The sequence below is a fragment of the Roseovarius tibetensis genome, from assembly GCF_050896375.1.
In the GTDB taxonomy this organism is placed as follows: Bacteria; Pseudomonadota; Alphaproteobacteria; order Rhodobacterales; family Rhodobacteraceae; genus Roseovarius; species Roseovarius tibetensis.
In genome coordinates this window covers 12,441-37,576 of sequence record NZ_JBPBBB010000025.1, presented here as the reverse complement: position 1 = coordinate 37,576, position 25,136 = coordinate 12,441, and the positions used below count along the sequence as shown (strand labels likewise).

The window sequence follows — 25,136 nt, the reverse complement described above, 5'->3', positions numbered from 1 at the left end:
ATCATGCGTCCAGACTGTAGACGGTGCCCCTGTCCGCCTCTTTCCGGGAAGTGATCGCGAGGCCCAGCTTCTTCTTGAGCGCCCCGGAGATCATGCCGCGCGCGCTGTGAGCCTGCCAGCCGGTCGCTTCGACGATCTCGGCAATGGACGCCCCCTCGGGGCGCTGAAGCAGCGCAATGATCCGGGCCTGCTTGGTGCCGGCGCGGATGGCCGGAGACGTCGGGGCTTCGGAAGCCTCGGACGTCGGCGCGGGGTCCGGCTTCGCCTTGCGCGGGGCGCTGGCGGCCATGGGGACCACCGGCTCGATACCGATCGCCTCCAGCCCGGCCTCGGTCGCGATCAGCGTGGTGCCATGACCATCACCGGTCTCGCGCCAGAGGGGCTCGCCCTTGCGGATATCGGCATCGACCTCCTCGAGCCAGCCATTGGAAATCATCCGGGCAACTGACATTTTGGCGGCAGCGCCATGCAGCCCCTCGGGCAGCGGCATGGCAAGATTGCCGGGGCGCGTGGCCGCGCGGCTGAGGATGATGGTCTGTGTGTCGGTGAGTTTGGACATCGGGGCCTCCGGTGTGGTCGGGCAACGCGGGATGCGCCGCCTTCTACCGGCATTCGCCCGGCTTACGCGGCCCCACTGGGGCCACGGTCCCGGCTCATCCCGCCATGGTGGCGAGCTGCGCCGAAGGCCGGGCTGGAAGGATCACTCGGCGTGTTCGCCTTCGTTGAAGGCGCTGTCGGTGATGCGCTTGAGGAGGCTGGAATAATGCTCGAGCGTGCCTACTTCGCCCCAGTTGATCTCGTCGGGGTGAGTCTCGAAATGATCGTCGCTGAGCGCCTGCAGGCGCGCCAGCATCTCGTCGATCTCGGCCTTCTTCGCGATGAACGCGGCGAGCGCGGCTTCTTTGTTCTTCCGCGCTTTATCGGCGCGGAGTTGGTGGCGCGGCGTGGTGGTCGGGTTCAGGCGGGTGGTCATCTCGGTGGCTCCGTATGGTGAGTTGCATCGTCCTTGTGTCACCAGAATCGCTCGACGGGGAAACACAATCAACTCGAATAGACGTACGTCTCCGTTTACTTCCAATGCCTTGAGGATGACAGAAGTGCCATGAAAGGGATGTCCGAGCGCGCCTATGCCGCCCATGCCGGGCTCTCGCGCGGCGCAGTGCAGAAGGCACGCAAGGCCAGCCGATTGGTGCTGTTCGCCGATGGCTCGATCGATGCTGCGGCCTCTGATGCGCGGCGGAGCGGGATGACCGATCCCGATCAGCAGATGCGCGCGCGGGGCGGGATTGGTGGCATCGGCGGTGCTGAGGCCGGTACAGTGTCCGGCCCCGCCGACAGCACCGCCTATCTCAAGGCGCGCACTGCGCTGACCGTTTACATGGCGCAGGACAAGCAGATCGCTATCCAGTGCAAGAAAGGCGCGCTGGTCGATCGCGCCCGCGCCGAGACGCTGGTGTTTCGACTGGCCCGGCAGGAGCGCGATGTCTGGATCACCTGGCCCACGCGCGTGGCCGCCCTCATGGCCGCGCAATTGTCCGCCGACATGGAGACCGCATCCGGGACGCCCGTGACGATCGAGACGGCGATCCTGCAAAGGGTGCTGGAAACCCATGTCCGCGAACAGCTCGACGCCCTGGCCGACCTCCGGGTCTCGCTTGAATGACGGAGATCATGACGAGGGCCTGACCGACGACGACCTGAACGCAGACCTCGATCTCGGGTTCGATGGCGCGGAGGACATCCTGCGTGCCTGGCGCCGCGGCGTGCGTCCCGATCCGGATCTCACGGTGTCGGTATGGGCAGATCAACATCGCTGGCTGTCCTCGCGCGCCTCGGCCGAACCCGGGCGGTATCGCACCGCCCGCACGCCCTACCTGCGCGAGATCATGGATGCGCTGAGCCCCGCTCACCCGGCGCAGCGCATCTCGTTCATGAAAGCCGCGCAGGTCGGCGCCACAGAGGCCGGCAACAACTGGATCGGGTTTGTGATCCACCACGCGCCGGGCCCGATGCTGGCCGTGCTCCCCACGGTCGAGATGGCGAAGCGCACATCGCGTGGCCGGATCGACCCGCTGATCGCGGACAGCGCGGCGCTGAAAGAGCGCGTGCAGCCGGCGCGGTCCCGCGATGCGGGCAATTCGATGCTGTCCAAGGAGTTCCCCGGCGGCATCCTGGTGCTGACCGGCGCCAATTCCGCCACCGGCCTGCGCTCGATGCCCGCGCGCTACATCTTCCTCGACGAGGTAGATGCCTACCCGGCCTCGGCCGACGAGGAAGGTGATCCGGTCACGCTGGCCGAGGCCCGGACCACCACCTTCGCGCATCGGCGTAAGGTGTTCATGGTCTCGACGCCCACGATCCGAGGGCTGTCCCGCATCGAGCGCGAGTTCGAGGCCAGTGATCAACGCCGCTACTTCGTGCCGTGCCCGCATTGCGGCCACATGCAGTGGCTTCAGTTCGAGCGCCTCCGCTGGGAGAAGGATCAGCCGGAGACCGCCGCGTACCATTGCGCGGGCTGCGAGACGCCCATTGCCGAGCATCACAAGACAGCGATGCTGGACGGTGGTGAATGGCGGACCACGGCCGTGCCCGCGGATGCCCACGCCATCGGGTTCCACCTCTCGGCGCTCTATTCGCCGATCGGCTGGAAGAGCTGGGCGCAGATCGCGCGCGACTGGCTGGCGGCGCAAGGCTCCGACGAGATGCTGCGTGCGGCGCGCAATACGCTGCTGGGCGAGACATGGGTCGAGAGCGGCGAAGCCCCGGACTGGCAGCGCCTGGCGGATCGGCGCGAGGCCTATCCAGCACAGATCCCCGCGGGTGGGCTGTTCCTGACCGCGGGCGCGGATGTGCAGAAGGACCGCATCGAGGTCGATGTCTGGGCCTGGGGCCGTGGGGGAACCAGCTGGCTCGTCGATCACGTCGTGATCCCGGGCGGTCCGGATGACCCCGCGTGCTGGGAGGCGCTCACCGGGCTGCTTGGCCGGACATGGGTTCATGAGCACGGCGCGGTGATGACGCTGGCCAAGCTCGCCATCGATACCGGCTACGAGTCGGCGGCCGTCTATGCCTGGGCGCGCCAGCAGGGCACGGCACAGGTCGCGCCGGTCAAGGGCATGGAAGGGTTCAATCGGGCGACGCCGGTCTCGGGGCCAACTTTCGTGGATGCCACGGTGAACGGGCGCAAGCTCAAGCGCGGCGCCCGGCTCTGGACCGTGGCCACGGCCACCTTCAAGGCCGAGACCTACCGCCATCTGCGGCTGGAGACGCCGAGCGACGAAGCGCGCGCCAATGGCATGCCTGACCCGCCCGGCACGATCCATCTGCCGGACTGGGCCGACAGCGAATGGCTCAAGCAGCTGGTGGCCGAGCAGCTGGTCACGATCCGCAACAAGCGCGGCTATGCCCGGCAGGAATGGCAGAAGCTGCGCGAGCGCAACGAGGCGCTCGATACCCGCGTCTATGCGCGCGCCGCGGCCTGGATCCTTGGGGCCGATCGCTTCGATGAGCGGATGTGGCGGCAACTGGAGACGCAGGCCGGCGTGGAAACGGCACAGCCCACGGCCCCGACCGAAGCGGTGGAGACCCCGTCCGAGCCCGAGGCCGGGCGTATCACGACGCCGCGCCGGCGCGGCTGGCGCGTCAGCACGCCGAAATACATGGAATGATGATGACCCTCGATGATCTCAAGGCCCGCCACGACGCCTTGCTGGCGGCGCGCTACAGTGGCACGCGCAGTGTCAGCTATGACGGCAAGAGTGTCACATACGGCTCGGATGCGGAAATGGCGGCAGCGATTTCGGATATCGAGCGCCGGATTGCCTCCATGGAACGTGGCGCCGGGCGCATCTTCCGCCCCCATGCCGTGAAGGACCTGTGATGGCCGCGATGAACTGGCGCCAGCGTCTCGGGGCCTTCATCGGCGGGTTCGATGCCGGCCAGCACCACCGCCGCCTGCGCGGGTTTCGTGCCACGCGCGCACATGTCAACGCGCTGGTCGCCGCCAGCGGTCCCGACATCACGGCGCGCGCCCGCTGGCTGGTGCGCAACAACGGCTATGCGGTGAACGCCGTCGAAAGCTGGGCCGCCAATACCGCCGGTGACGGTATCAAGCCGATCTCAAGGATATCCGATCCAGCCCGCAAGGAGGAGCTGCAGCGGCTCTGGCTCGACTGGACCGACGAGGCCGATGCCGAAGGGCTGACCGACTTCTACGGGCTGCAGCGCCGCGCGGCGCGCGAGGTGTTCATCGCCGGCGAGGTGTTCTTCCGCATCCGGCCCCGGCGTGCCGATGACGGGCTGAGCGTGCCGCTGCAGCTGCAAATGCTGCCCGCGGAAATGCTGCCCCTGGAGCAGAGCGGCACCGCGGCCAATGGCAATGCCATCCGCCAGGGGATCGAGTTCGACCGGATCGGGCGGCGCGTGGCCTATCACTTCCTGCGCCGGCATCCCGGTGACAGCACCGATCCGGGGCTCGTGGGTGAGACCGTCCGCGTGCCGGCAAGTGAGGTCATCCACCTGGTCGATCCGGTCGAGGGCGGCCAGCTGCGTGGTGTCTCGAAATTGGCGCCCGCCATCGTGAAGCTGTTCCTGCTGGATCAGTACGACGATGCCGAGCTCGACCGAAAGAAGGTCGCGGCGATGTACGCGATGTTCGTCACATCGCCCGCACCGGAGAACCCGCTCGCCCCACCCGAGGACGAGGACAGCGGGGCGGGCCTCGAGATCAGTCCCGGCCAGATCGTGCGCCTCGATCCGGGCGAGGATGTCACCGTGGGCCAGCCCGCCGACAGCGGGGCGACCTACGAGCCGTTCCAGTACCGCACGCTGCTGCAGATCTCGGCCGCGCTGGGCATCCCGTACCCCTATCTCGCCAATGATATGGTGAAGGGCAACTTCTCCAATTCGCGGCTGGCGCTGATCGAGTTTCGCCGGCGCGTCTCGGCCTGGCAGCATTCGGTCATGGTCTACCAGCTTTGCCGGCCGGTGTACGCGCGCTGGATGGATGCCGCTGTCCTTTCGGGCGCGCTGACCCTGCCGGATTACGAGGCCAACCGCGCACGGCTGGTGGCGGCCGACTGGCTGCCCACCAAGTGGGACTGGGTGGATCCCCTCAAGGACGCCAATGCCGAAATCGCCCAGATCGAGGCCGGGCTCAAATCCCGCACGCAGGCCATTTCCGAGCGCGGCTATGACGCAGAGCAGGTCGACCGCGAGATCGCTGCAGAGCACGCCCGCGAGCGCGACCTCGGTCTCGATTTCCGCCGGCCGGGCTCCCCGGCGCAGGGCGCGACGGCGATGCCGGGTGAGACCGGGGAGCGGGACGCAACCAACACCGATGGCACAGACGATACCGCGGAGGACCGCCCGCGTGCAGACGAGGACCAGCCCTGATGCTCTATGCCCGTATTGCCGCGCGCGCTTTCAACACCCCGCTTCTGGTCGAGCCGACCAAGGCGATGGCGTTCCTGTCCGGTCTGGGTCCGCGGGTTCTCGGGCGGCGGGTCGAGCTGGCAGGTATGGATGACGTGCCAGAAGGCGCAAGACCCCTGCCCGCTCGTGCCGGCATCATCGCTGGAAACCTCGCTGAAAGCCTGCGCCAGCATGGTGACGCGCCCTACCCCGTCATTGACGGCATCGCCGTGATCGAGATCTCGGGCGTGCTCATTCATCGCGGCGGCTGGATCGGACAGTCATCGGGCCAGACCAGCTATGAGGGGATCGCCGCACAGATCGAGGCGGCCGCCAGCGACCCGTCGGTGCGTGGTGTCGCGCTGGAGATCGACAGCTTCGGCGGCGAGGTTGCCGGGGTGTTCGATCTGGCCGACCGATTCCGCGCCCTGCGGCGCGACAAGCCGGTCTGGGCGTTCGTCGCCGAGCACACCTTCTCGGCCGGCTATGCGCTGGCTTCTCAGGCGGATCGTATCCTGCTGCCGCGCACCGGCGCGGTGGGCAGCATCGGGGTTGTCGTCATGCATGCCGATCTCAGCGGCCAGCTCGATCAGGACGGCGTGCAGGTCACGCTGATCCATTCGGGTCAGCACAAGGTTGATGGCAATCCCTACGCCCCGTTGGCCGGCGATGTGCAGGACGACATCCAGCGCGAGATTGACGTGTTGCGGTTTCTCTTCGCCGAGACCGTCGCGGCCGGTCGCGCCGGACGATTGAGCCAGGACGCCGCGCTGGCCACCGAAGCCGCCACCTATCGGGGCGCAGACGCCGTCGCGGCGGGTCTCGCCGACGAGATCACCGATCTTGCGCGCGGCTTTGCAGCCTTCCGCGAACAAGTAGCGCGCACGTCCGGTTCCACATCTGCGCGCATGCAACGCGCATCCCTTCCCAAACCCCGAAAGGAGACCGCCATGGCCCATGCGCCCGACCAGGAGCCCACGCCGCAAGAGGAGGAGGCCCGTGATGCGCAGCCGGATGATGCGAGCGAAACGAAAGACGAAACGCCTGCGCCAGACGCATCCCCCGAGGCCAGCAGCGCTGCAGCAGCGCCTGCGCCTCACGCGACGTCTGCATCCTCCGACGCGGCCAGCGCCGAACATGGCGCCGCATCGCCGCCTGCAACCACCCCGGCATCAGAACCGCCCGCCACGCAACCGGGAAATCTGGCCGAGGTCTCGGCGCGGCTGCGCCAGGAGGCGGCGGAGATCACCGAGATCGCGGCGCAGGCGGGCCGCCTCGGCATCGCGATCGACGCGGCGAAAGCCCTGCGCGAGGGCACCACGCCCGAGGCCCTGCGCAGTCTCGTACTTGAGCGCGCCAGTGCCGCCGCCGATGCGCGCGATGTCGTCGCCGCACCGCCGTCGCCCGCCCTGCCGCAGAAACCGGAAAGCCCGCTCGTGGCCGCAGCAAAGCGGTATGCGGCCGCGAGCAAGAGCGGCTGACGCACCGCGGGCAGAGCCGCGCCAGACCGCCCGACATCCGACCACCCAACGAACCCCGTAGCACCATCCCGACGGGGAACCCTCCCGCATGGACCTGAAGGATCTCCGACATGACCTTTCTCACCCAACCGCCCACGATGGGCGACGTCCTCAAATACGAGGTCAACCCGAACTACACCCGTGAGACCGTGCCGCTGCTCGCCGGTACCGCCTATCCCGTCGGCTCGGTGCTGGGGCGCATCACCGCCAGCGGCAAGTACAAGCTGGCCACCTCCGGCGGCACTGATGGCGCGCAGAGCGGGGCCGCCGTGCTGCTCTACACCGTGGATGCCACGCTGGCCGATGCCGTCGGGGTGGTGGTCGTGCGCGGTCCCGCCATCCTGTCGCGCGCGGCCCTCTTTTATGACGAGACCGTCGACGACGCGGCCAAGATCGCCACCAAGATCAGCCAGCTGACCACACTGGGCATCGTTGTCCGCGACACGGCCTGATCACTGCAGCCGTGCCGTAAATGCTCGGCCCGGCACGCCTCCCTTTATTCTTTCTCCGGAGATCCCTCATGACCCTCACCCGCAACCCGTTCGACGCGGGCGGCTATTCGCTCGCCGAGATGACGCAGGCCATCAATATCCTGCCCAATCTCTACACCCGCCTCGGCCAGATGGGCCTGTTTCGGTATCAAGGCGTCACGCAACGCTCCATCGTCATCGAGCAGCGCGAGGGCGTGCTGAGCCTGCTGCCCTCGGTCCCGCTCGGCGCGCCCGCCACGGTCGGCGAGCGCGAACAGCGTTCCATGCGCAGCTTCGCGCTGCCCTGGATCCCGCATGACGACGTGATCCTGCCCGCCGATATCCAGGGCATGCCCGCGCTCGGTCTTTCGGACGCCGCCGATCCGCTGGTCGAGGTGATGAACCGCAAGCTGACGCTGATGCGCCGCAAGCATGCCCAGACCCGCGAATACATGGAGATAAACGCCCTGCGCGGCATCGTGAAGGACGGCGCCGGCACCACGCTCTACGACTACTTCACCGAGTTCGGGCTCACCCGGATCTCTGTCGACTTTGCTTTCGGCACGGCCGGCACCAATATCCAGGCCAAGGTCCGAGAGACCCTGCGCGGGATCGAGGACAATCTTCTGGGCGAGACCATGACCACCGCGCATGCGCTGGTCAGCTCGGAGTTCTTCGACAAGCTGATCAGCCATCCCAAGACCGAGGACGCCTACAAGTTCTACTCGGCCACCGGGGGCCAGCCCCTGCGCGACGACATGCGCCGCGCTTTCCCCTTCGCAGGCATCCTCTTCGAGGAATACAATGGCTCCGTCACGCTCTCGAACGGCACCTCGGAGCGGCTGATCCCCGCCGGCGAAGGCATCACCTTCCCGATGGGCACGTTCGACACCTTCACCACCTATGGCGGGCCGGCCAACCTGCTGGAGACCGCCAACACCGTCGGCCTGCCGCTCTATGCACGCCAGATGATCGACGCCAAGGGCCGCTGGATCGACCTGATGACGGAAAGCTCGATCCTGCCGGTGAACAAGCGTCCGCGGCTGGCCATCCGCCTGCACAGCTCGAACTGACGTCCATGTCGCTCTTTGCAGACGTCATCGACACGCTCTTCGGCGATCCCAACATGGCCCGCGATGCGGTCTACACGCCGCAAGGTGGTGTCGCCGTCCTTGTTCGCGTGGTTGCGCGCCGCGCGGACGACACCACCGCGTTTGGCGAGGCGCGGCTCTGGTCGGAGACCACGCGCGTTGATCTGCGCGTCGCCGAGGTAGCCAATCCGCGCCCGGGTGATCGCCTCGAGATCGACGGCGAGGCCTTCCTTATCCAGGGCGAGCCGGTGCGCGATCGTGAGAGGCTGGTCTGGACGATTGATCTGAGGCCGGCATGAAGCTGAAACTTGACGTCACACCTGACCTGGTCACCATGATGGCCGCCGAGATCACCGCGGGTGAAAAGGCCGTGTCTGCTGCCACACGCGAGGCCGGGACCAGCCTCAAGACCGCCTGGCGCGGGCAGATCACCGGCGCGGGGCTCGGCCAGCGCCTGTCCCGCACGATCCGGTCCGAGCAATACCCGAAGGGCCAACCCAGCCTGAACGCCGCCGCGCTGGTTTGGTCGAAAGCGCCGGACATCGTCAGCGCGCATGACACCGGCCCGCTGATCCGCTCGAAAGACGGGTTCTGGCTGGCGATCCCGACGCCCGCCGCCGGACGCGGTCGCGGCGGTGCACGGCTCACGCCCGGCGAATGGGAGCGGCGTCGCGGGCTGCGGCTGCGCTTCGTCTATCGCCGCCGCGGACCAAGCCTGCTGGTCGCCGACCGCGCCCGCATCAACACGCGGGGCACCGCGTTGGCGTCGCGCGCGAAGACTGGCCGCAATCAGGTTACCGCGCCGATCTTCCTGCTCGTCCCGCAGGTCAAGTTGTCCAAACGGCTGGATCTGGATCGTGATGCTGAACGGGCACATAATAGTGTGCCGGGGTTGATCGTGGCGAATTGGGCGGAGGGGCGTTTTCGATGAGACATCGAAAGCAAACCCTCTGGCGCAAGCAATCGGACGAGGTCAGATTGGGTGTCTAACCATGCCGAGCCACGCAATGCCATCAACCGAACGACTGAAACAGGACAACGCCCATCTGTTGCGGACGCAACGGCACTTCCGGCGTGCGGCGGACGTGATCACGAAGGCTTGGTCCAGTTTCCCGCAGGTTGCCGCGATCGCCGTTATTGGATCGGTTGCAAAGCCCCTGTGGAAGGAAGTGCCGCGTTTCACCCCGTATCGCCGCCGCGGCATTCCGCTCTGGCATGAATGCAAGGACCTCGACCTCGCGCTCTGGCTTGACGATCTGGGTGGCCTCGGTGATCTGCGGCGGGCAAAGGTGGCAGCGCTGAGGGCCGAGCACGAGCGTCAACAGGATTTCGGTGTGGCAGATCATCAGATCGACGTGTTCCTGTTCGAGCCTGAGCGCGACGCCTATCTCGGCAGGCTATGTCACTTCAATCGTTGCCCGAAGTCGCGGCCCGAATGCGCCGTACCGGGCTGCGGTGCAACACCGTTTCTGCGTCAATTCCCTGATTTCGAGGTGGATGACGACATCCTCGCGAATGTGGAGAGGAGCACGCTCTACACACGCGCTGGCGGCATCCAATGCTTCGCCTCGGATCTTCCCGAGCCTGTCGAAAACCCATAATCCTGCGCCTGTGCCATCGCTTGCACCCCTTTGTACGGAGATGGCGCTGAAAGCGCAGCATCGAGAAATTGGCCATGCCCACCCCACGCGAAACCATCCTCGCCGCGCTACACGCGCGGCTCTCGGCGTTGCCTGCCACCGCCCTTCGCGGCGACGTGCTGCCCGAGCGTGTCCCGGTCGAGGGCCTGCTGATCCTGCGCGATGGCGAACCGAGGGATCCGGAGGTGACGCTGTCGCCGCTCGCCTACCACTACCAGCATCGCGCCGAGATCGAGGCGGTCGTGCAAGGCGCCGACCGTGACACCGCCTTCGACGCGCTGACCGCCAGCGTCGGCGCGACGCTCGCCGCCGACCGCACGTTGGGCGCCCAGAACCAGAAGGAGGTCACGGTCAATGATGCGATCGACGGGCTCGACCGCGCCATGACTGCGACGCTGGCGGTCGATTGCGGCGCAGGCGGCACCGTGACGGTCAGTGCTACGGATCTGCGACGGCATGTGCGGTTGCTGTTCACAGGCAGCCCGGGCGCCGGGTTCACGCTGGAGCTCGCCGATGTGCCGCGGCTTCTGGCGGTGCGCAACGCCACCGATGCCGCGGCCATGGTGACGGGCACCGCCGGCCTCGAGGCGGTGGAGGTGCCGCCCGGGGCGGCGCTGATGGTGCATTCCGGGCCGGACGGGGTCACCGGTGTCGGTGCCGCTGGCGGCGGGGTCTACGACTTCGGCGCCGTGGCCTTCACCGCCCCGCCGCCCGGAGCGGTCATCGGCAAGGTGGTACTACCCCGCGCCATTGTCATCCCTGCGGATTTTGCCGGCGCGCGCGGCCATGTCGACACGGCCCCCGTCGCCGATTGGGTGCTCGATGTCATCCGCAACGGGCTGAGCATCGGCACCATCACCGTGGCCACCGACGGCGCGCTGGCCTTTGCCACTATCGCAGGGGCGGCCGTGCCGATAGCCCCGGGCGATGTGATCCGCTTCGTCGCGGATCCGCGCGATACTCCGGCCGAGACCGCGATCGCAGGGTTTTCGGTGACCATCGCCGCCGAGGTGGCGACCTGATGGCGCTTTTGTTCACATCATTGATCCCGACCGGAACCGGTGCCCCGCCGCCCGTGCCTGCGGCGATCGAGACCTTCTTTCCCGACGGCCAGAACAGGATGTTCGAGCACGATACGGGCCTGACAGCGCAGGTGGCGGGCTCCAACGGCCGCACCTTCCTGTCATGGGATGTGCCGGGCGAGCATGCCGATGTCGAGGTGCTGGCCCGGGTCACCACCGATGCACCGCCGACGCGTCGCATCGGGATCATCGCGCGCGGCAGCGGCAGCGCGGGCACAGAGACGGGCTGGGTGCTCCAGCGCGCCCGCGACGACGAATCCTTCGAGATGGTGATCTACGATGCCGGGAGCTTCACCATCAAGCAGGCCTCGGCGGCCGCCCAATACGTCAATCCGGATGCCCGGTGGGTCTGGCTGCGCCTGCGCCTGCAGGGCACCCGGGCCCAAGGCCGCATCTGGGCCGACGGCGTGCAGGACGAGCCGGCCAACTGGCAGATCGATGTGACCGACAGCGCCGTGGCATTGCCCGGCCGCATCGGGCTCTTCGGGTTTGACGCCGACACGCATCTTTTCTGCGACCACCTCGCGGTCGGCGTGGGCGGTGCGGTGGCCCCGTCGCCCGGCGATCCAGTGGGCACGGATCAATACCGCATGGATCCCGCCACGACGGATGTCGCGACCGGCTGGACGCCCCGCTGGGCGCCGCTGCAGCAGGCGCTCTCGCAAGCCGGAACAGACGTCACCCAGATCATGCCCTGGGGCTGGCAGGGGCTCTGGGGTGAGGCGGGCGCGACCACCACCGCCCTTCTCGGGGACGACCGGCTGTCGCTCACCGCGGGCGGCAATGCGCGGCGGGCCTTCGTCTACTGGCCGCTCGGGCGTCTGGGTGATTGCGACATCCGCACGCGCGTGCTGACCACTTCCCAGACGAACAACCAGATCCGGTTGCATGCGCGCCTGCCCGATTACGCCCCCGGCGCGCCGGAGCAGGGCTACATCCTCGACTTCGTCTCAGGCGCGGTCGAGCTGCGCAAATACGACGCGACAGGCGCCACGGTCACGCTGGACGACACCGCCGGGATCAGCTGGCAGGCGGACACATGGTACCACGCCCGCCTGCGGCTCGAGGGCGATCTGATCCGAGGCAAGGTCTGGGCCGGCAGCCCGCTCGACGAGCCGGCCCTCTGGGCGCTCTCGGCGCAGGATACCGAATTCGCTAAGGGTTATGCCGGGATCGGGCTCTACACGGCCACCGGCACCAGGCGGTTCGATCACATCCGGATCGAGAGCCTCGATCCGTAACGCAGGTTCGCGGCCCGTCCCCCGGTCGGCACCACGTTACCCCGCCCAAGTCATCACCCTCAGGAGGCCCCATGTCCGAGCGCGACAGCGTCACCGACCAGATCATCCAGGCGTTCCGGGATCATGGCGTGGCGGCCGCGATCGGCGTCTGGTTCACCTTCATCGGCGGGTTGGCCGTCGCGGTCACGCGCAAAGCGTTTACGAACGAGGCGCTGCTGCACAAGCTCGAGCAGGAGCTCGAGGCCGAGCGCCTGCGCATCGAGAAGCGCCGCGACGAGGACCGGCGCGTCGATCACGACCGGCTGGAGCGCATCGAACGCGATATCCACGACATGCGCAACCTGATGTTCGCCGCGTTTCAGCGCGGCCGCGACGAGTGACCGCCGCGGGTCAGGCGCGCCCGCCATAGCGCAAGCACGGCACATCTGACCGCAAGGTGACGCTGACAGACGTCCAGACCCGCAATCCCGACATATCGAACCTGCCGCCCATCCGGACGGCGGTCTCTTCCGCATGCCTGTTATTCCGAAGGAGCCCCCTCATGTCCGACCCCATTCGCAGTTTCCGTCATTTCCGCGAGGTGCCCGAGCGTCTCTGGCGCTGGTCCGACTTCTCACCCGCCGAGATCGCCTGTCGCGGCACCGGCCAGCTCAAGCTCCACCCCGAAGCGCTCGACACCCTGCAGGCGCTGCGCGATCGGCTGGGCAAGCCGCTGATCGTCAACTCTGCCTACCGCAGCCCCGAGCACAACCGCGCGGTGGGTGGCGCGGCCCGATCCAAGCACATGGATGGCACGGCCTTCGATATATCCATGGCGAACCATCACCCGGAGGCGTTCGAGGCCGCGGCGCGCGAGGTGGGATTCCTCGGGTTTGGCACTTATCCCCGCTCGAACTTCATGCATGTCGATCTCGGGCCCGCACGCCAGTGGGGCAGGCCATTCCCGCCGCGCGCGACGCCCTTTGCGGCCGAAACCCCGCCCGCACGCGAAAAGCTGGCCGAAAGCCGGACGCTCAAGGGCACCGGAGCGGCGGGCGTGGCAACTGTCGGTGCCGGCGGTGTCGAGGTGGCGCAGGAAGTGCTGGCCGAGACGCAGGGCGCGGTGCTGCCGCTGGTGCCGCATCTCGATACGCTTCGATGGGTGCTCATCGCGCTGGCGCTCGCGGGGATCGGCGTCGCCGTCTGGGCGCGGGTGGATGACTGGCGCAAGGGCCGCCGCTGATGTGGGGGCATGCGCTGGCCGGGATCCTGGCTCGACCGTGGGCGCGGCGGGCAGCAGGTCTTGGCCTCATCGTGCTCACCGTCACCCTCTTTCTGTTCAACCTCCGCCGTACAGCCGAGCGCGCAGGCCGCGCCGTCGAACGGCTCGACATGCTGGAGCGCAATGATGCCGTGCAACGGCACATGCTGGAGGCGGCTGCGCAGCGGCCTTGTGATCGGGACGCTCTTGTTGAGCGGTTGCGCCGGGGTGGGTTCTGATGCCCCGCCCAGCGCGTGTCCGCCGGTAGTGGAGTACAGCCCGGCCGAGCAGGCGCGCGTGGCAGACGAGGTGGCGGCGCTGCCGGAAAGAGCCGTGATCCTGGAGTGGTTGGCGGATTATGCGGTTTTGCGCGACCAGGCACGGGCCTGCACAGGCTGAGCGGTTTCCGAGATTCTTCACAACCCCTAAGGACAGGCCGGGCGAACTCGGCGGGAAGCACCGAATGCCTCGATCGTCACGGGTGACGCCCGGCGCGTCCTTGTTATTCACGATGTCAATCAGCCGAAGGAATCTTCGCCGTCGCCGGTTGATCCTTGCACGGAACCTGCCGTATGTTGCGATTGTAAATGGGCACAATTGTGCACCCCTGAAACTGCAACACCGACTCTCTAATGCTGTCGGATGCATGTGCACGATAATCGGTTCGTCACCGGTGTGCTCTTGAGTTTGCGAGTCGGGGATCTGCGCGTGCAGAATTTCGTTTTCGGCAGGAGAAACCGTGACGACAAGCTGTAAGCCTAAGGCGACCCTTCCGTCGACAGCTTCGTGGCCTCCGATCCCGATCCAGTCGCCGGTATCGATGCGCCCGACCTTTGCCGAGGCCGAATTCGGGGTAACCTCTGGCGGCTGTATTTTTCCGCGACCAGACGACTTACAGCGTCCCTTGGGGTTTGAATTGGCGATCGGCATTGACGACCGGACTGTCTTCCAAGCTTACCCGAGATGAGGGAACCAGATCAGCCAAATATTGATGGAGATCTCCAAGGAGAAATCTGATAATTTGGGATGGAGCAGCAAGGGAATCTCTGAAAAACCTTCGGTTTCCAGCGTGATCTGATAAGATCGCGGTGACCTTGAGGGGAGCCGCTCCGATGCCGAAACAGCCCGCCTTTCCCGGCCTGACACATGTGATGAAGAAGAAGCACACGCGGCGAGAACGGTTTCTCGCGGAGATGGATGTGGTGGTGCCATGGGGGCGTCTTCTGTCGCTGATCGAGCCGCACTATCCAAAAGCCGGACCGAAGGGCGGTCGCCCTCCGATGCCACTGGAGACGATGCTGCGGGTCTACTTCCTCCAGAACTGGTATACGCTGAGCGACCCGATGGCTGAAGAGGTGCTCTACGACAGCGAGGCGATGCGGCGCTTCGCCGGGATCGAGCTGGGCGATGACCGCATCCCGGACGAAACCACGATCCTCAACTTCCGTCATCTTCTGGAGCGGCACGGGCTGCCCGAGGCGATCTTTGCGGATGTGAATGCGCATCTGGCCGACAAGGGCATCACGCTGTGCTCGGGCACGCTGGTGGATGCCACGATCATTGACGCAGCGTCTTCGACCAAGAACAAAGCAAAGGCCCGCGACCCCGAGATGTCTTCGACCAAGAAGGGCAACGACTGGTATTTTGGCATGAAGGCGCATGTCGGTGTCGATGCCGCCAGCGGCGTTGTGCACAGCTCGACACAACGACGGCCAAGGTGCACGACAGCCGGGTCTGGGACGAGTTGCTTCACGGCGAGGAGACCTCGGTCTGGGCTGACAAGGGCTATGTCAGCGCCGAGCGCGAGGCTGCATTCACCGGCGCGGACCGCTGCTGGGGCGTCATGCGCAAAGCCCCGAAAGGCGGCAAGCTCCATCCCCTGGAGGAGGACATCAACAGGATCATCTCCATGGTGCGCGCCAAGGTCGAGCATCCGTTCCGGGTGGTGAAGCGCCAGTTCGGCTACGTGAAGACTCGCTACCGCGGTCTCGCCAAGAACCGTGCCCAGCTCTTCACGCTGTTCGCCCTCGGCAACCTGTTTCTGGTGCGACGAAAGCTGATGGCATGAGGAGGAGTCTGTCTGAAAACCGCCATACCGCCCCTCCGGCGGGCCTGAACCCACGAAATCCGGCCACAAGACGCCGTCGTGCGACCAACAGAGCGATCAGGCCGCCTTGTCGGCGCAGCCGAACGCGTTGATCAGACTTTCCCAAGGAACGCCGCGACCACAGCCTATTACACCAGCTTCAGAACTCCACCTCGACGCCCAGCTCGACGGAGAACGCGTTGTCGGCTGCGTCGAAGGCTTTACCCGGGAAAAACCAGCCGAACTTGGCGCGCAGGCGGACGTCCTCGATGTCTTGATAGCCAAGGATCAGGTTGACGCCGTGGCCGATGTCGCGGCTTTCGCCGTTGGTTTCAGGCCTGACCCGGGCGCCAGGAATGTCGTCTTCGGTGACCTCGTCCTGGCGATATCGGTGATAGGTCAGATCGATCGAACTCCGCTCGGTCGGGCGGACGCCGAGCCCGACCGTGAAGACCTCGAGGTTACTGAGATCCGGGTCAAGCGTTTCGCCATAATATCGGAAATCCTCGACCCCGTTAAAACGGTAGGTGTTGTCGTGCAGCCCGGTTTGCCGGAACTGCCTGTCGATGCCGCCCGACGGGTCCGGATCGCCGCTGCCATAGGCGTAGGCGAGGGTCAGCGACGGCTCCAGCGTGCCGGGAATGCGGTAGGTTGCACCGATATCGAGCGCTGTGCCCCGAAGGCGATTGCCATCGGCACGCCCGCGCAGCATCACGGCGTTGCCCCAGTAGCTGAGCCTGTCGGTCGCGTCGCCATGCGCCCTGAGACCGATGTAGACCGGATCTTCATCGAGGTCTTCGCGACCGTTGCGGAAGAACGTGTATGCTGAAATCAGGTGGTCGTCCGACGGCGCGAAGCTGAGGGTGGCCGCGTAATTGTCGATCTTGTCCTCTTCGGGTTTGGGCTCCAGCAGGTTTTCCTTGAAGGCAAGTTCGCGCCCGGCCATGATCTCGAACGCGAGGCGCTCGCGCTCATAGAGGAACCGGATTCCATCGAGATCGGCATCATAAAGCCATTCCCGCCTGTCCTGGACCTCTTGGCGACCGAGGCGGAAAGACAGCCCGGGCCGGATGTCCTCGAAATCAAGATAGAACGCCTTGACGTTGAACTCGACCTCGTCGCCCTGCGGGCTGCGGTCCCGCCCGCGCTCGATGACCGTCCTGTACTCTGTCTCCAGTTCGAGGAAAGCCTCGATCTTGTCACTGACCTCATACGCGATCTCGAAGACGAGCTCGGGACGCAGGGCCGACAGCTCGTCGCCCGTCGCGTCGTCGAGGTCGCGGTTGCGCAGTGTTTCGGCGTTTATCTCCAGCGTGCGCTCGATCTCGAAGCGCTCAAGGAAATCTGACACCTCGTCCTCGTCCGCCACGGCGAAGGTCGGGGGCAACAGGCAAATCGCGCAGGCAAACATCAGGATCGGGCGCGGTTGGATCCGCAGTTGTTCAAGGTTCATGGGGGTTCCGTTTCAGCACATAGCCACGGTCTGCAAGACTGCATTGGAGGGGTCCGTAGGAGCGGTCGCTCGACACCCGCCCCGAAATGCCTGCGCTACAGGAATCATGGCTGACATTTTTCTTTTGCTCCAAGTTCTGTGGCCGCGTGCCCGAGGATCGGCTCGACCGTGTGACTGCGCCCGGGCAGCCGCATGCCCAGGTGAACGTGTCTCGCAAGCGAAACGGCCTGGAGAACGGCGACCCGTTCGGGATCGGCCGGACCTGACGCCGCGCCGTAGCCCTCGCGGAACGCTGCCTTTTGCCGGTCGAACGCGTGCGGATCGGCGTGATGTCGCAGGCCAAGCTCGTCGAGATGCGCAAGGAAGTTGCCGACATCGATCGCGGGATCGCCGCAGGCATAGAGATCGAGATCGACGATCCAGATTCGGTCGCCCTCGACGATGACCTGGTCAAAGTAGAAATCGCGGTGAATGCCGCAGACAGGGCCCTCGCCGATCGCCGCCACTTGCTCAGCGGCGTTCTGGCTGATCACCCGCATCGCGGGCGCCAGATCCGGCCGCGCCTTGCCGGCCTCGTCAAGCGCGCGGCTCAGCACCGCAAGCTCGTCGGCCATCGTCCAGCGCCGCGTATCAGCAGGGCCGACGCGGTGAAGGGCTGCGAGGGCCGCGCCGGTCCGGGCGAAGGGCGCGGGATCGGCATCCGGCGCAAGGCCCTCGCCAAGCCCGACGCCGGGAACCAGCTCCTGAAGCCAGAGGCCGAGATGCGGGATCGCACCGACGGCGCGCGGAACACCGACCCCACCGCTGCCGTCGAGACCGGCTGCGCGCAGCGCATCATGCAGGGCGGGCATGCGGCGGTCGAGGCCCTTCGACCGCAGCTTGCCCAGTACGGCGCGCCGATTTCCCTCTGCGTCGATCATGTCATAGCGCACCAGCGCCCGCCGCCCGGGTTTGTGCCGCAGCAGACGCGGCTCTGTCATCCGGACATCCCTCGCCGCGTGGCCCATGGCCGCGGCGAGGGCGGGTCCAGCCTTGGCCGGATCGAGTGCATCATCCAGTTCAGGCAGGGCCGGATCGACACGCCGACGCCGCGGTGCAAGAAGCCCTGCGGCACGGTCGAGCAGCGTGCCGGTACGCTCCGGCCAGTCGGGGTGCCGGATGCGGAACCCCTCGGTGGCCAGCATCAGCAGCCCCCGGGCATGTTGCACCGCGATTCCCTCGGGCAGCCATCCCGCGCTACGGGCATACCCATCCATCAGCGCGGTCCCCATGGCCTCGGCCGTCTGCGGTGCAAGCACGCTATCGGCGACCTGCGCATCAAGCCGCGCGAGGAACGTGCCGAAATCGCTGGCCGGATCGCCCGTTGCGGCATGATCCCAGTCCAGGATCACCGGTCGCCCCCCGGACAGCATGACCTGATCGGCGCTGAAATCGCCATGGATCAGCGTCGTTTCATGATCGGTTGTCTGCAGACGGTCGGCAAGCGCCCCCGCGATGCGCCCGGCCTTGCGCCCGAGCTCTGTGTGCAGGGCGGTCATCGCCGGCGCAACCTCGTCGAGTGCCGCAAGCTCGTCCGCGCGCGTGGTCGCGGCGGCGGGACGAAACGCGGCGGCATGCAGCCGGGCGAGCGCGGCCCCGGTCCTTGCGACCGCGTCCATGTCCGGTGCCCGGCCCAAAGCCTCGGGACAAAGCGGATCGCCGTCGATCCACTCGGTCACGAGGGCGCAGCGACCGGCATCGCAGCCAAGAAGCCGTGCCCCCTCATGCGCGGCCGCGCCCGCCGCGCCGATCAGGGCCTGGTTGAAATCGGTGGCCGCAGTGATCTTCAACGCGGCGCGGGGACGTCCCTTGGCGGTTATGCAGGCAACCAGCCTTCGGCCGGGCTTGTAGCGCAGGATCTCGATCTCGCCCTTCCAGATACCGCTGCGGCGGCCAATCAGACGCCGCAGGAACTTTTCCCGGCGGGCGGCGTCGCAGAACCGCCTGAGCGATTTCAGGTCGCGGTCAAGACGGGCGGGGATGACCGCGATGCAGGCGGCATCGAGCATCACGACATCGGGTTCCCCGCGCCACTCGTCGCGGCGCAGGACCTCGCGGTAGCGCTCTGGTGTATAGGCAAAGGCTGCAATCGGTCCCTGTTCGGGATGCATGAATGCCGCGGCGCAGCTGGTGCCGGGCTTGTAGCGCAGGTAGGCGGGCGCGAGCTCGTGACACCCGATCATCCGTCCGAATTCCGGAGCGTCCAGAAGCAGCGGCAGGCCGGGCAGCGCGGGATCGCGATCGCAGATGGCGCGGTCAGCCGTTGACAGCATCTTTCACCTCCGTGCCCTCGGCCTGATGGCGCCATTGCCGCGCATAGCGCCCGTCGCGGGCCAGAAGTTCGGCATGCGTGCCGTCTTCCACCACCTTGCCATGTTCCAGGTACAGGATCCGGTCGGCCTGCGCCGCGAGGCCCAGATCATGGGTCACACAGAAGGTCGTGCGCCCGTCTGCCAGCCGCCAGATAGCCTCTTCCACCGCGACCTCGTTGGCGCCATCGAGCCCGGTGGTCGGCTCGTCGAGGATCAGGATCGGGCTGCGCCGCAGCACGGCACGGGCGATGGCGATGCGCTGGCGCTGGCCGGCCGACAGGGTCTCGCCGCGTTCGGCGACCTGCGTGGCATAGCCTTCGGGCAGTGCGGCGATGAAGTCATGCGCATTGGCGCGGCGCGCGGCCTCCTCGATCTCGTCGTCGGTCACCTCGCGCCCGGCCCCGAGGGCGATGTTTTCCGCCATGGTGCCCCGGAAGAGCAGCGTTTCCTGTGGCACGAGGCTGGTCTGCAAGCGCAGGCTTTCCACCGTGAAGTCGCGAATGTCGGTCCCATCGAACAACACGCGCCCGGCGGCCGGATCGTAAAGCCGCAGCATCAGCGACGTCAGCGTCGATTTGCCCGCCCCCGACGGCCCGGTCAGAACCACACGTGTGCCCGGTTCCACCTGCAAAGAGATCGGGCCAAGCGTCGGCTGACCCGCGCCATAGGCGAAGGCGACATTTTCGAATGCCACCTCGCCGCGCAGGGCGGGTGCGGGGCGCGCATCGGGCCGGTCGCGGATCTCGGGCAACTCGTCGAGCAATTCGACCACGCGCTCGCCCGCAGCACTCGCCTTGGCCAGGCGGGCGGTGTACTTGGCATAGCTGCGGATCGGGCGGAACGTCGCCTTGAGATAGGTGATGAACACGATCAGATCGCCCGGCGTAATCCGCCCGCGCATGACCTGGAGCGCGCCGAAATAGAGCACCAGCGCGGTCGCCAGCGCCACCAGAAGATCGACCCCCCGTTCCAGCCCGGCCGCAAGGCGCTTGGCCTTCACGCCGTCCTTGAGGCTCTTGCGGTTGGCGCCTTCGAAGCTGGCCGCGGCGCGGTCCTCGATCGCCAGCGCCTGCACCGTGCGCATGCCCGCCATCGCCTCGGCCGCGGTCGCGGCCATGTCGCCTTCCAGCTTGCGCTGCTTACGGCTGACATCCTGGATCTTCTTGCCGGTGCGTACCGAGCCGAGCCACAGCAGCGGCAGGGGTACCAGCGCGATCAGCGCAAGCTGCCAGTCGAGCCACAGCATCACGCCCACCATGCCCACAAGCACCATCGCGTTGGCCGCGAGCGGCAGGGCGGCGGTCACCATGGTTTCCTTCAGCATGCCGACATCGCTGATCAACCGGGTCGTCAGATCGCCGGTGCGCGCGCGGGTGTGAAAGCCCAGTGACAGGCCCTGAAGGTGGCGGAAAAGGACACCGCGCACCTTGGTCAACACACGGTTGCCGACGATGGCAAAGCCGATGGTCGCCAGATACTGGAACGCCGCGCGCAGCCCGATCACGACGACAAGCCCCGCCGCGCACAGCGCCAGAAGCGTCATCGGGTCGAGCGCATCGACGAGCGCCACGCCCGATCCGCCCTCTCCCGCGATGGTCGAGGGGACGACGCGGTCGATCACGAACTTGAGCGGCCAAGGCTCCAGCAGCCGCATCAGCGTGGACCCGATCAGCGCCGCGGTCGCTCCGGCCAGCAGGGCCCGGTGTTGGCGCAGATACGGTGCGAAGCGCGCCAGCACCCGGCGCAGCCCCGGCAGGGCCTTGACCATGGAATCCGGTCGCTTGCCCGCCATCACGCCACCGATCTGGCAGGCTGCGCTGCCGTCAAAAGGCGGTCCGCGACCGCGTCCCAGGTGCGATGCGCCAGAACATGCGCGCGCGCAGCCGCGCCAAGACGGGCACACAAGGCCGGATCCTGCGCCAGCCGCGCGAGATCCTGCGCCATCGCGCCCGGGTCGTCGGGATCGGCCAGACGGCCAAGCGTGCCGTGATCCAAAACCTGCGGCAGGTCGCCGATCCGACTGGCAACCACCGGCAGTCCGGCGGCCATGTATTCGTAGATCTTCAGCGGCGAGAAATAAAATGGCTGATCGGCGGAATAGGGGGCTGTCGCCACATGCATGCGCGCCAGCCAGCCCGGCACTTCGGATGCGGGCACGGCCCCGGTCAGATGCGCCGCCGCGCCAAGTTCGAGGGCGTCGAGGCGGGCCTCGATACCGGCGCGATCCGGCCCGTCGCCCACGATCAGCAGCCGCGCATCGGGCACCGGGCCTGCCCGCAGCAGCGCGAACGCCTCGATCAGCGTCGCGGTATCGTGCCACGGTTTCAGACTGCCCAGAAAGCCGATCGTGAACGGCCCCTCCGCCGGGTCCATTTTCGGGAACCGCGACGGGTTCACGCCATTGGGCACCACCTCGATCCGGCCCGAAACGGCCCCGAACCGCGCGGCGTAGTCCGCCGCCCCCGGCGAGACCGCGGCGACACATCCCGCGGCGGCAAAGGCACGGCGCGCGCTGTCGGCGGCGGCGTCCCGGAACACCAATGCGCGATGGCGCTCCTGCTCGTCTATGAGGGGCGCGTTCAGCTCGAGGATCGACGGGGTGTCCCGCGCCGCCGCCGTCTCCATCGCGGCATGCGCGAAGAGCGCGTGGCGTTCATAGATCAGGTCGAAGGGGCCATTTTCGGCCAGCACCGCCGCGACATCGTCATTGGTGGCCAGCGCCCAGTCGGCCCGCGCGTCGGCCTCGGCACCTTTCGGCGGCTTTTGCAGAGCATGGCAGGTGACGGCGGCCAGATCGTCGGGCGGGGTGTCGCGCAGGCGCGGCGAGATCAGCGTCACTTCGGCACCGCGCCGCAGGAAGGCCCGCAGGATTTCCTGCACATGGATAGACGCGCCCTTGGTGCCGAAAACCGGAATGCCCGGATCGGTAGAGACATAAGCGATCCGCATCACGCCACCGCCGACGGCTGCGCAGCCGGCGTCCCCTGGTCGAAGAATAGCGACCGCAGCCGGGCCGCGTTCCGGGTGATGTCGAAGTCACGCTCGATCGCGGCGCGCGCCATGCGCGACAGCCGGTCGCGCAACTCGTGCGAGGCGAGCAGTCGCGCCAGCCCGTCGGCCAACGCCTCGGGGTCGCCCTCGGGCACGCAGAGGCCCGTCTCGCCATCGCGGACCAGTTCGGGAATGCCCGTCACGTCAGTGCCGATCACCGGGGTGCCCAGGGCCATCGCCTCCAGCAGGACCGTCGGCAGCCCGTCGCGATTGCCGTCGCGCCCCGTCACGCAGGGACAGGCCAGCACGGCGGACTCGCGCATCATCGCCACGACGTCCGATTGCGGGCGCGGCCCGAGCAGTTCCACCACGTCGTCCAGCCCGCCGGCCTCGATCTGCGCGGCCAGATGCGCCCGGTCATCGCCGTCGCCGATGATGCGGCAGCGCATCGGGATACCGCGTTCGTGCAGCAGCCGCACTGCCTCGATCAGGATGTTGAAGCCCTTCTTCTCGACGAGCCGTCCGACCGCAAGGATGTCCACTGCATCCGCGTGCGGCGCAGCATAGGCGAAATGCTCCAGATCCAGCCCGTTGTAGAGACGCACGACCCGCGCGGCATCACTCCCAAACCGCTCGCGCAGATAGGCGACGTTGAAATCCGACACCGTCACCACGTGCCGCGCGTCGCGCAGCTTGTCGGCAAGGTTCACGTTTTCCTCGTACTCGTGGAAGATATCCTTGGCATGGGCGGTGAAGCTGTAGCCTATCCCGGCCAGCTTTGCCGCCAGCCGGGCGACGGTCGTGGCGACAGTGCCGAAATGGGCGTGCAAGTGATCGACACCTTTGGCGCGGCAGTCCAGCGCCAGCAGGATCGCCTGTGCCACATCGCGCCCATCCTCGTCATGCATTGCACCAAGCGTGGCCCACGCCCCCGGCAGCTCGGTCGCCGCGCGGGCCGCGAGGCGCCACAGCGCCTCGGCATTCTTCAGCTTGTCCGGGATGCGTGTCACACCGGCGCGCACCTGTCCCAGCCGGTCCTGGAAATGCGTCTCGTCCACCGGCCGCAGCGCGAATATCTCGACAGCCTGTCCCGCCGCCTCATGCGCGAGGATCTCGTTGACGATGAATGTTTCGGAAAAGCGCGGATAGCGCTTCAGGACATAGCCCACCCTGGGCGTGATCGTGTCGGTATTCATGCGTGTGTCCTTCATGTCATGCAGGTGTTCAGGCCGACTTGCGGAGCTCCGCGTCGCGACCGTCCAGCGCCGCGTCGGCCAGCGCGCGCACCCGCCGCAGTCCGCCCATATCGAGCCCTGAGCGGTTCGGGGCCTGTCGTGTCACGGCACCGGCCATCCATGACCCGAGCCCTGCCGGCGTCAGCGTGTCGGGGTGCATCATGTCCAGAAATCCGCGCTGCGCCAGCCGCTCGGCCCGGAGCAGTTGTTCAAGGCGCGGCCTCACCCGCGGCACGATCAGCGCCGGGCGATCGAGCGACAGCATTTCGGTGGTGGTGTTGTAGCCGCCCATACCCACGATGGCGGCAGCGTGGGCTGCCACGGCAATCGGCTCGGGCACGAACTCGACGACCGTCAGGTCATCGCGGGCAGCGGCGATGCTTTCGATCCGGCGCTTGTGCGCGGCCGACATCTGCCCGCCGGTAATGAGGATACCGCGATGGCTCGCCGGCATCGGCGCCCGTGCGAAAGCATCGCACAGCGCCGACCCGTCGCGCCCGCCACCGACCGAGCAAAGCACATAGGGCCGCGGATCCTCGCCGACGAGATCGACATACGCCTCTTGTGCCGCGGGTGCGCCAAGCCGGCCGCGCTGGTCGAGGTATCCCGTGAAGGCAATCGGCGACGCGGTCTCGATCCCGTATTCCCGCGCCGTGTCGTACAGGCCGGGATCGCCATAGATCCAGACACCCTCGTAGAAATCCCGCAGCGCCTCGAAGTTGCGCTGCCGCAGCCATTGGCGGCGCGTCGTGGCCGGGTCGTCGATCACGTCGCGCAAACCGAGGATGATCCGGGTCCGCGCCTTCTTGCGCAGCGCCTTCAGGGTCGGGTCGAGTTCGTATTGCGCCCCGCGCGGCACGTTATCGACGAGCATCAGGTCGGGCGCGAAGGACTCGACGGCGGCGCGGATCGTGGCGGCGCGGATCCTGCGCAGACCGTCCAGCCCGGTGGACATGTCGCGCGCAGTATACTCGCCTGCCTCGGTCTTGGCATAGGCCGGCAAGCTGACACAATCGACACCGGGCGGCATCACGAATGCCCCGGCCTCGCGCATCCCGGCGATCAAAAGAATATCAGGTGCGCATGCACATCGCTTCAGGGCGCCCGCCAACAGCATGTTGCGGCGCAGGTGGCCGTATCCCAGCGTGTCATGCGAATAGAGGACGATCCGGGGGGGTCGGCGCGCAGATTCGGCGTCTGCTCGAAAGAGCGGCGTTTCGGCTTTGCTTACGTTCATGTCCGACCTCGGCGTCCCCAGCAAAAATCAACACCGCAGTCCTGTCACACCTCCAACGAGTAACGGGAATGCGAAGTTAATATGACT

At 67.0% G+C, this 25,136-nt stretch carries 24 protein-coding genes and 1 pseudogene; 17 read left to right on the top strand and 8 right to left on the bottom strand.

Annotated features, from left to right (window positions below; translation table 11 throughout):
* Nucleotide 1: 1 nt before the first annotated feature.
* Nucleotides 2–559, bottom strand: coding sequence for a DUF3489 domain-containing protein (locus tag ACROSR_RS14710; protein ID WP_432686331.1), 558 nt, complete (start codon nucleotides 557–559; stop codon nucleotides 2–4).
* A gap of 141 nt (nucleotides 560–700) precedes the next feature.
* Nucleotides 701–973, bottom strand: coding sequence for a hypothetical protein (locus ACROSR_RS14705; RefSeq protein ID WP_432686329.1), 273 nt, complete (start codon nucleotides 971–973; stop codon nucleotides 701–703).
* A gap of 129 nt (nucleotides 974–1,102) precedes the next feature.
* On the opposite strand from ACROSR_RS14705, the gene ACROSR_RS14700 reads away from it, so the two are divergent.
* The 17 genes and pseudogenes from ACROSR_RS14700 to ACROSR_RS14620 all read left to right on the top strand — a co-directional run bounded on the left by ACROSR_RS14700 (nucleotide 1,103) and on the right by ACROSR_RS14620 (nucleotide 15,764).
* Complete coding sequence (locus tag ACROSR_RS14700) at nucleotides 1,103–1,663, top strand: hypothetical protein (protein ID WP_432686327.1); 561 nt, start codon at nucleotides 1,103–1,105, stop codon at nucleotides 1,661–1,663.
* Nucleotides 1,611–3,668, top strand: coding sequence for a phage terminase large subunit family protein (locus ACROSR_RS14695; protein WP_432686325.1), 2,058 nt, complete (start codon nucleotides 1,611–1,613; stop codon nucleotides 3,666–3,668). Before ACROSR_RS14700 ends, ACROSR_RS14695 begins: the two co-directional genes overlap by 53 nt.
* Nucleotides 3,669–3,670: 2 nt before the next feature.
* On the top strand, nucleotides 3,671–3,880 hold the full coding sequence (locus ACROSR_RS14690) for a phage head-tail joining protein (protein ID WP_432686323.1): 210 nt from the start codon (nucleotides 3,671–3,673) through the stop codon (nucleotides 3,878–3,880).
* A complete protein-coding gene (locus tag ACROSR_RS14685) occupies nucleotides 3,880–5,394 on the top strand; it encodes a phage portal protein (protein WP_432686321.1) in 1,515 nt (504 codons plus the stop codon). The genes ACROSR_RS14690 and ACROSR_RS14685 overlap by 1 nt, the downstream gene beginning before the upstream one ends.
* Nucleotides 5,394–6,893: a S49 family peptidase gene (locus ACROSR_RS14680; protein ID WP_432686319.1), complete on the top strand. Its 1,500-nt coding sequence runs from the start codon at nucleotides 5,394–5,396 to the stop codon at nucleotides 6,891–6,893. The genes ACROSR_RS14685 and ACROSR_RS14680 overlap by 1 nt, the downstream gene beginning before the upstream one ends.
* A gap of 110 nt (nucleotides 6,894–7,003) precedes the next feature.
* Complete coding sequence (locus ACROSR_RS14675; protein ID WP_432686317.1) at nucleotides 7,004–7,384, top strand: head decoration protein; 381 nt, start codon at nucleotides 7,004–7,006, stop codon at nucleotides 7,382–7,384.
* A gap of 68 nt (nucleotides 7,385–7,452) precedes the next feature.
* A complete protein-coding gene (locus ACROSR_RS14670; protein ID WP_432686315.1) occupies nucleotides 7,453–8,475 on the top strand; it encodes a major capsid protein in 1,023 nt (340 codons plus the stop codon).
* A 5-nt stretch (nucleotides 8,476–8,480) separates the two neighbouring features.
* Entirely contained in the window at nucleotides 8,481–8,792 is a 312-nt protein-coding gene (locus ACROSR_RS14665; protein WP_432686313.1) for a head-tail joining protein, read from the top strand.
* Nucleotides 8,789–9,424 (top strand): DUF6441 family protein, encoded by a 636-nt coding sequence (locus tag ACROSR_RS14660; protein WP_432686311.1) that lies wholly within the window; start codon nucleotides 8,789–8,791, stop codon nucleotides 9,422–9,424. Before ACROSR_RS14665 ends, ACROSR_RS14660 begins: the two co-directional genes overlap by 4 nt.
* Nucleotides 9,425–9,500: 76 nt before the next feature.
* Entirely contained in the window at nucleotides 9,501–10,094 is a 594-nt protein-coding gene (locus ACROSR_RS14655) for a hypothetical protein (RefSeq protein WP_432686309.1), read from the top strand.
* A gap of 74 nt (nucleotides 10,095–10,168) precedes the next feature.
* Nucleotides 10,169–10,459 (top strand): annotated as a pseudogene (locus ACROSR_RS14650) (acyl-CoA transferase); the annotation flags it as partial.
* Nucleotides 10,460–11,154: 695 nt separating this feature from the next.
* Nucleotides 11,155–12,456, top strand: coding sequence for a hypothetical protein (locus ACROSR_RS14645; protein WP_432686307.1), 1,302 nt, complete (start codon nucleotides 11,155–11,157; stop codon nucleotides 12,454–12,456).
* Nucleotides 12,457–12,527: 71 nt separating this feature from the next.
* Nucleotides 12,528–12,836, top strand: coding sequence for a hypothetical protein (locus tag ACROSR_RS14640; protein WP_432686306.1), 309 nt, complete (start codon nucleotides 12,528–12,530; stop codon nucleotides 12,834–12,836).
* A gap of 161 nt (nucleotides 12,837–12,997) precedes the next feature.
* Nucleotides 12,998–13,678 carry a YcbK family protein gene (locus ACROSR_RS14635; protein ID WP_432686305.1) on the top strand — a complete coding sequence of 227 codons (681 nt, stop codon included), beginning with the start codon at nucleotides 12,998–13,000 and terminating at the stop codon, nucleotides 13,676–13,678.
* Nucleotides 13,678–13,935, top strand: coding sequence for a hypothetical protein (locus tag ACROSR_RS14630; protein ID WP_432686304.1), 258 nt, complete (start codon nucleotides 13,678–13,680; stop codon nucleotides 13,933–13,935). Before ACROSR_RS14635 ends, ACROSR_RS14630 begins: the two co-directional genes overlap by 1 nt.
* Before the next feature lie 28 nt (nucleotides 13,936–13,963).
* Nucleotides 13,964–14,095, top strand: coding sequence for a hypothetical protein (locus tag ACROSR_RS14625; RefSeq protein ID WP_432686303.1), 132 nt, complete (start codon nucleotides 13,964–13,966; stop codon nucleotides 14,093–14,095).
* Between the two features lie 713 nt (nucleotides 14,096–14,808).
* A protein-coding gene (locus tag ACROSR_RS14620) for an IS5 family transposase (protein ID WP_432686302.1) occupies nucleotides 14,809–15,764 on the top strand; the annotation gives its coding sequence in 2 pieces (ribosomal slippage) (nucleotides 14,809–15,397 and nucleotides 15,397–15,764; 957 coding nt in all).
* A gap of 178 nt (nucleotides 15,765–15,942) precedes the next feature.
* On the opposite strand, the gene ACROSR_RS14615 is transcribed toward ACROSR_RS14620, so the two are convergent.
* The 6 genes from ACROSR_RS14615 to ACROSR_RS14590 all read right to left on the bottom strand — a co-directional run bounded on the left by ACROSR_RS14615 (nucleotide 15,943) and on the right by ACROSR_RS14590 (nucleotide 25,049).
* On the bottom strand, nucleotides 15,943–17,235 hold the full coding sequence (locus ACROSR_RS14615) for an alginate export family protein (protein WP_432686301.1): 1,293 nt from the start codon (nucleotides 17,233–17,235) through the stop codon (nucleotides 15,943–15,945).
* A 104-nt stretch (nucleotides 17,236–17,339) separates the two neighbouring features.
* Nucleotides 17,340–19,547, bottom strand: a complete 2,208-nt coding sequence (locus ACROSR_RS14610) for a phosphotransferase (protein WP_432686300.1) — start codon at nucleotides 19,545–19,547, stop codon at nucleotides 17,340–17,342.
* Complete coding sequence (locus tag ACROSR_RS14605) at nucleotides 19,531–21,378, bottom strand: ABC transporter ATP-binding protein (RefSeq protein WP_432686299.1); 1,848 nt, start codon at nucleotides 21,376–21,378, stop codon at nucleotides 19,531–19,533. The genes ACROSR_RS14610 and ACROSR_RS14605 overlap by 17 nt, the downstream gene beginning before the upstream one ends.
* Nucleotides 21,378–22,535 carry a glycosyltransferase family 4 protein gene (locus tag ACROSR_RS14600; RefSeq protein WP_432686298.1) on the bottom strand — a complete coding sequence of 386 codons (1,158 nt, stop codon included), beginning with the start codon at nucleotides 22,533–22,535 and terminating at the stop codon, nucleotides 21,378–21,380. Before ACROSR_RS14600 ends, ACROSR_RS14605 begins: the two co-directional genes overlap by 1 nt.
* Nucleotides 22,535–23,788, bottom strand: coding sequence for a glycosyltransferase family 4 protein (locus ACROSR_RS14595; protein ID WP_432686297.1), 1,254 nt, complete (start codon nucleotides 23,786–23,788; stop codon nucleotides 22,535–22,537). The genes ACROSR_RS14600 and ACROSR_RS14595 overlap by 1 nt, the downstream gene beginning before the upstream one ends.
* Before the next feature lie 13 nt (nucleotides 23,789–23,801).
* Nucleotides 23,802–25,049 carry a glycosyltransferase family protein gene (locus ACROSR_RS14590; protein WP_432686296.1) on the bottom strand — a complete coding sequence of 416 codons (1,248 nt, stop codon included), beginning with the start codon at nucleotides 25,047–25,049 and terminating at the stop codon, nucleotides 23,802–23,804.
* Nucleotides 25,050–25,136 lie beyond the last annotated feature (87 nt).

Coding starts and splice junctions, on each gene's coding strand:
- ACROSR_RS14615 (WP_432686301.1), bottom strand. CDS start 17,235: ATGAACCTTGAACAACTGCGGATCCAACCGCGCCCGATCCTGATGTTT.
- ACROSR_RS14675 (WP_432686317.1), top strand. CDS start 7,004: ATGACCTTTCTCACCCAACCGCCCACGATGGGCGACGTCCTCAAATAC.
- ACROSR_RS14635 (WP_432686305.1), top strand. CDS start 12,998: ATGTCCGACCCCATTCGCAGTTTCCGTCATTTCCGCGAGGTGCCCGAG.
- ACROSR_RS14690 (WP_432686323.1), top strand. CDS start 3,671: ATGACCCTCGATGATCTCAAGGCCCGCCACGACGCCTTGCTGGCGGCG.
- ACROSR_RS14660 (WP_432686311.1), top strand. CDS start 8,789: ATGAAGCTGAAACTTGACGTCACACCTGACCTGGTCACCATGATGGCC.
- ACROSR_RS14645 (WP_432686307.1), top strand. CDS start 11,155: ATGGCGCTTTTGTTCACATCATTGATCCCGACCGGAACCGGTGCCCCG.
- ACROSR_RS14685 (WP_432686321.1), top strand. CDS start 3,880: ATGGCCGCGATGAACTGGCGCCAGCGTCTCGGGGCCTTCATCGGCGGG.
- ACROSR_RS14595 (WP_432686297.1), bottom strand. CDS start 23,788: ATGAAGGACACACGCATGAATACCGACACGATCACGCCCAGGGTGGGC.
- ACROSR_RS14700 (WP_432686327.1), top strand. CDS start 1,103: ATGAAAGGGATGTCCGAGCGCGCCTATGCCGCCCATGCCGGGCTCTCG.
- ACROSR_RS14590 (WP_432686296.1), bottom strand. CDS start 25,049: ATGAACGTAAGCAAAGCCGAAACGCCGCTCTTTCGAGCAGACGCCGAA.
- ACROSR_RS14705 (WP_432686329.1), bottom strand. CDS start 973: ATGACCACCCGCCTGAACCCGACCACCACGCCGCGCCACCAACTCCGC.
- ACROSR_RS14610 (WP_432686300.1), bottom strand. CDS start 19,547: ATGCTGTCAACGGCTGACCGCGCCATCTGCGATCGCGATCCCGCGCTG.
- ACROSR_RS14665 (WP_432686313.1), top strand. CDS start 8,481: ATGTCGCTCTTTGCAGACGTCATCGACACGCTCTTCGGCGATCCCAAC.
- ACROSR_RS14680 (WP_432686319.1), top strand. CDS start 5,394: ATGCTCTATGCCCGTATTGCCGCGCGCGCTTTCAACACCCCGCTTCTG.
- ACROSR_RS14710 (WP_432686331.1), bottom strand. CDS start 559: ATGTCCAAACTCACCGACACACAGACCATCATCCTCAGCCGCGCGGCC.
- ACROSR_RS14600 (WP_432686298.1), bottom strand. CDS start 22,535: ATGCGGATCGCTTATGTCTCTACCGATCCGGGCATTCCGGTTTTCGGC.
- ACROSR_RS14630 (WP_432686304.1), top strand. CDS start 13,678: ATGTGGGGGCATGCGCTGGCCGGGATCCTGGCTCGACCGTGGGCGCGG.
- ACROSR_RS14640 (WP_432686306.1), top strand. CDS start 12,528: ATGTCCGAGCGCGACAGCGTCACCGACCAGATCATCCAGGCGTTCCGG.
- ACROSR_RS14655 (WP_432686309.1), top strand. CDS start 9,501: ATGCCATCAACCGAACGACTGAAACAGGACAACGCCCATCTGTTGCGG.
- ACROSR_RS14670 (WP_432686315.1), top strand. CDS start 7,453: ATGACCCTCACCCGCAACCCGTTCGACGCGGGCGGCTATTCGCTCGCC.
- ACROSR_RS14605 (WP_432686299.1), bottom strand. CDS start 21,378: ATGGCGGGCAAGCGACCGGATTCCATGGTCAAGGCCCTGCCGGGGCTG.
- ACROSR_RS14695 (WP_432686325.1), top strand. CDS start 1,611: ATGTCCGCGAACAGCTCGACGCCCTGGCCGACCTCCGGGTCTCGCTTG.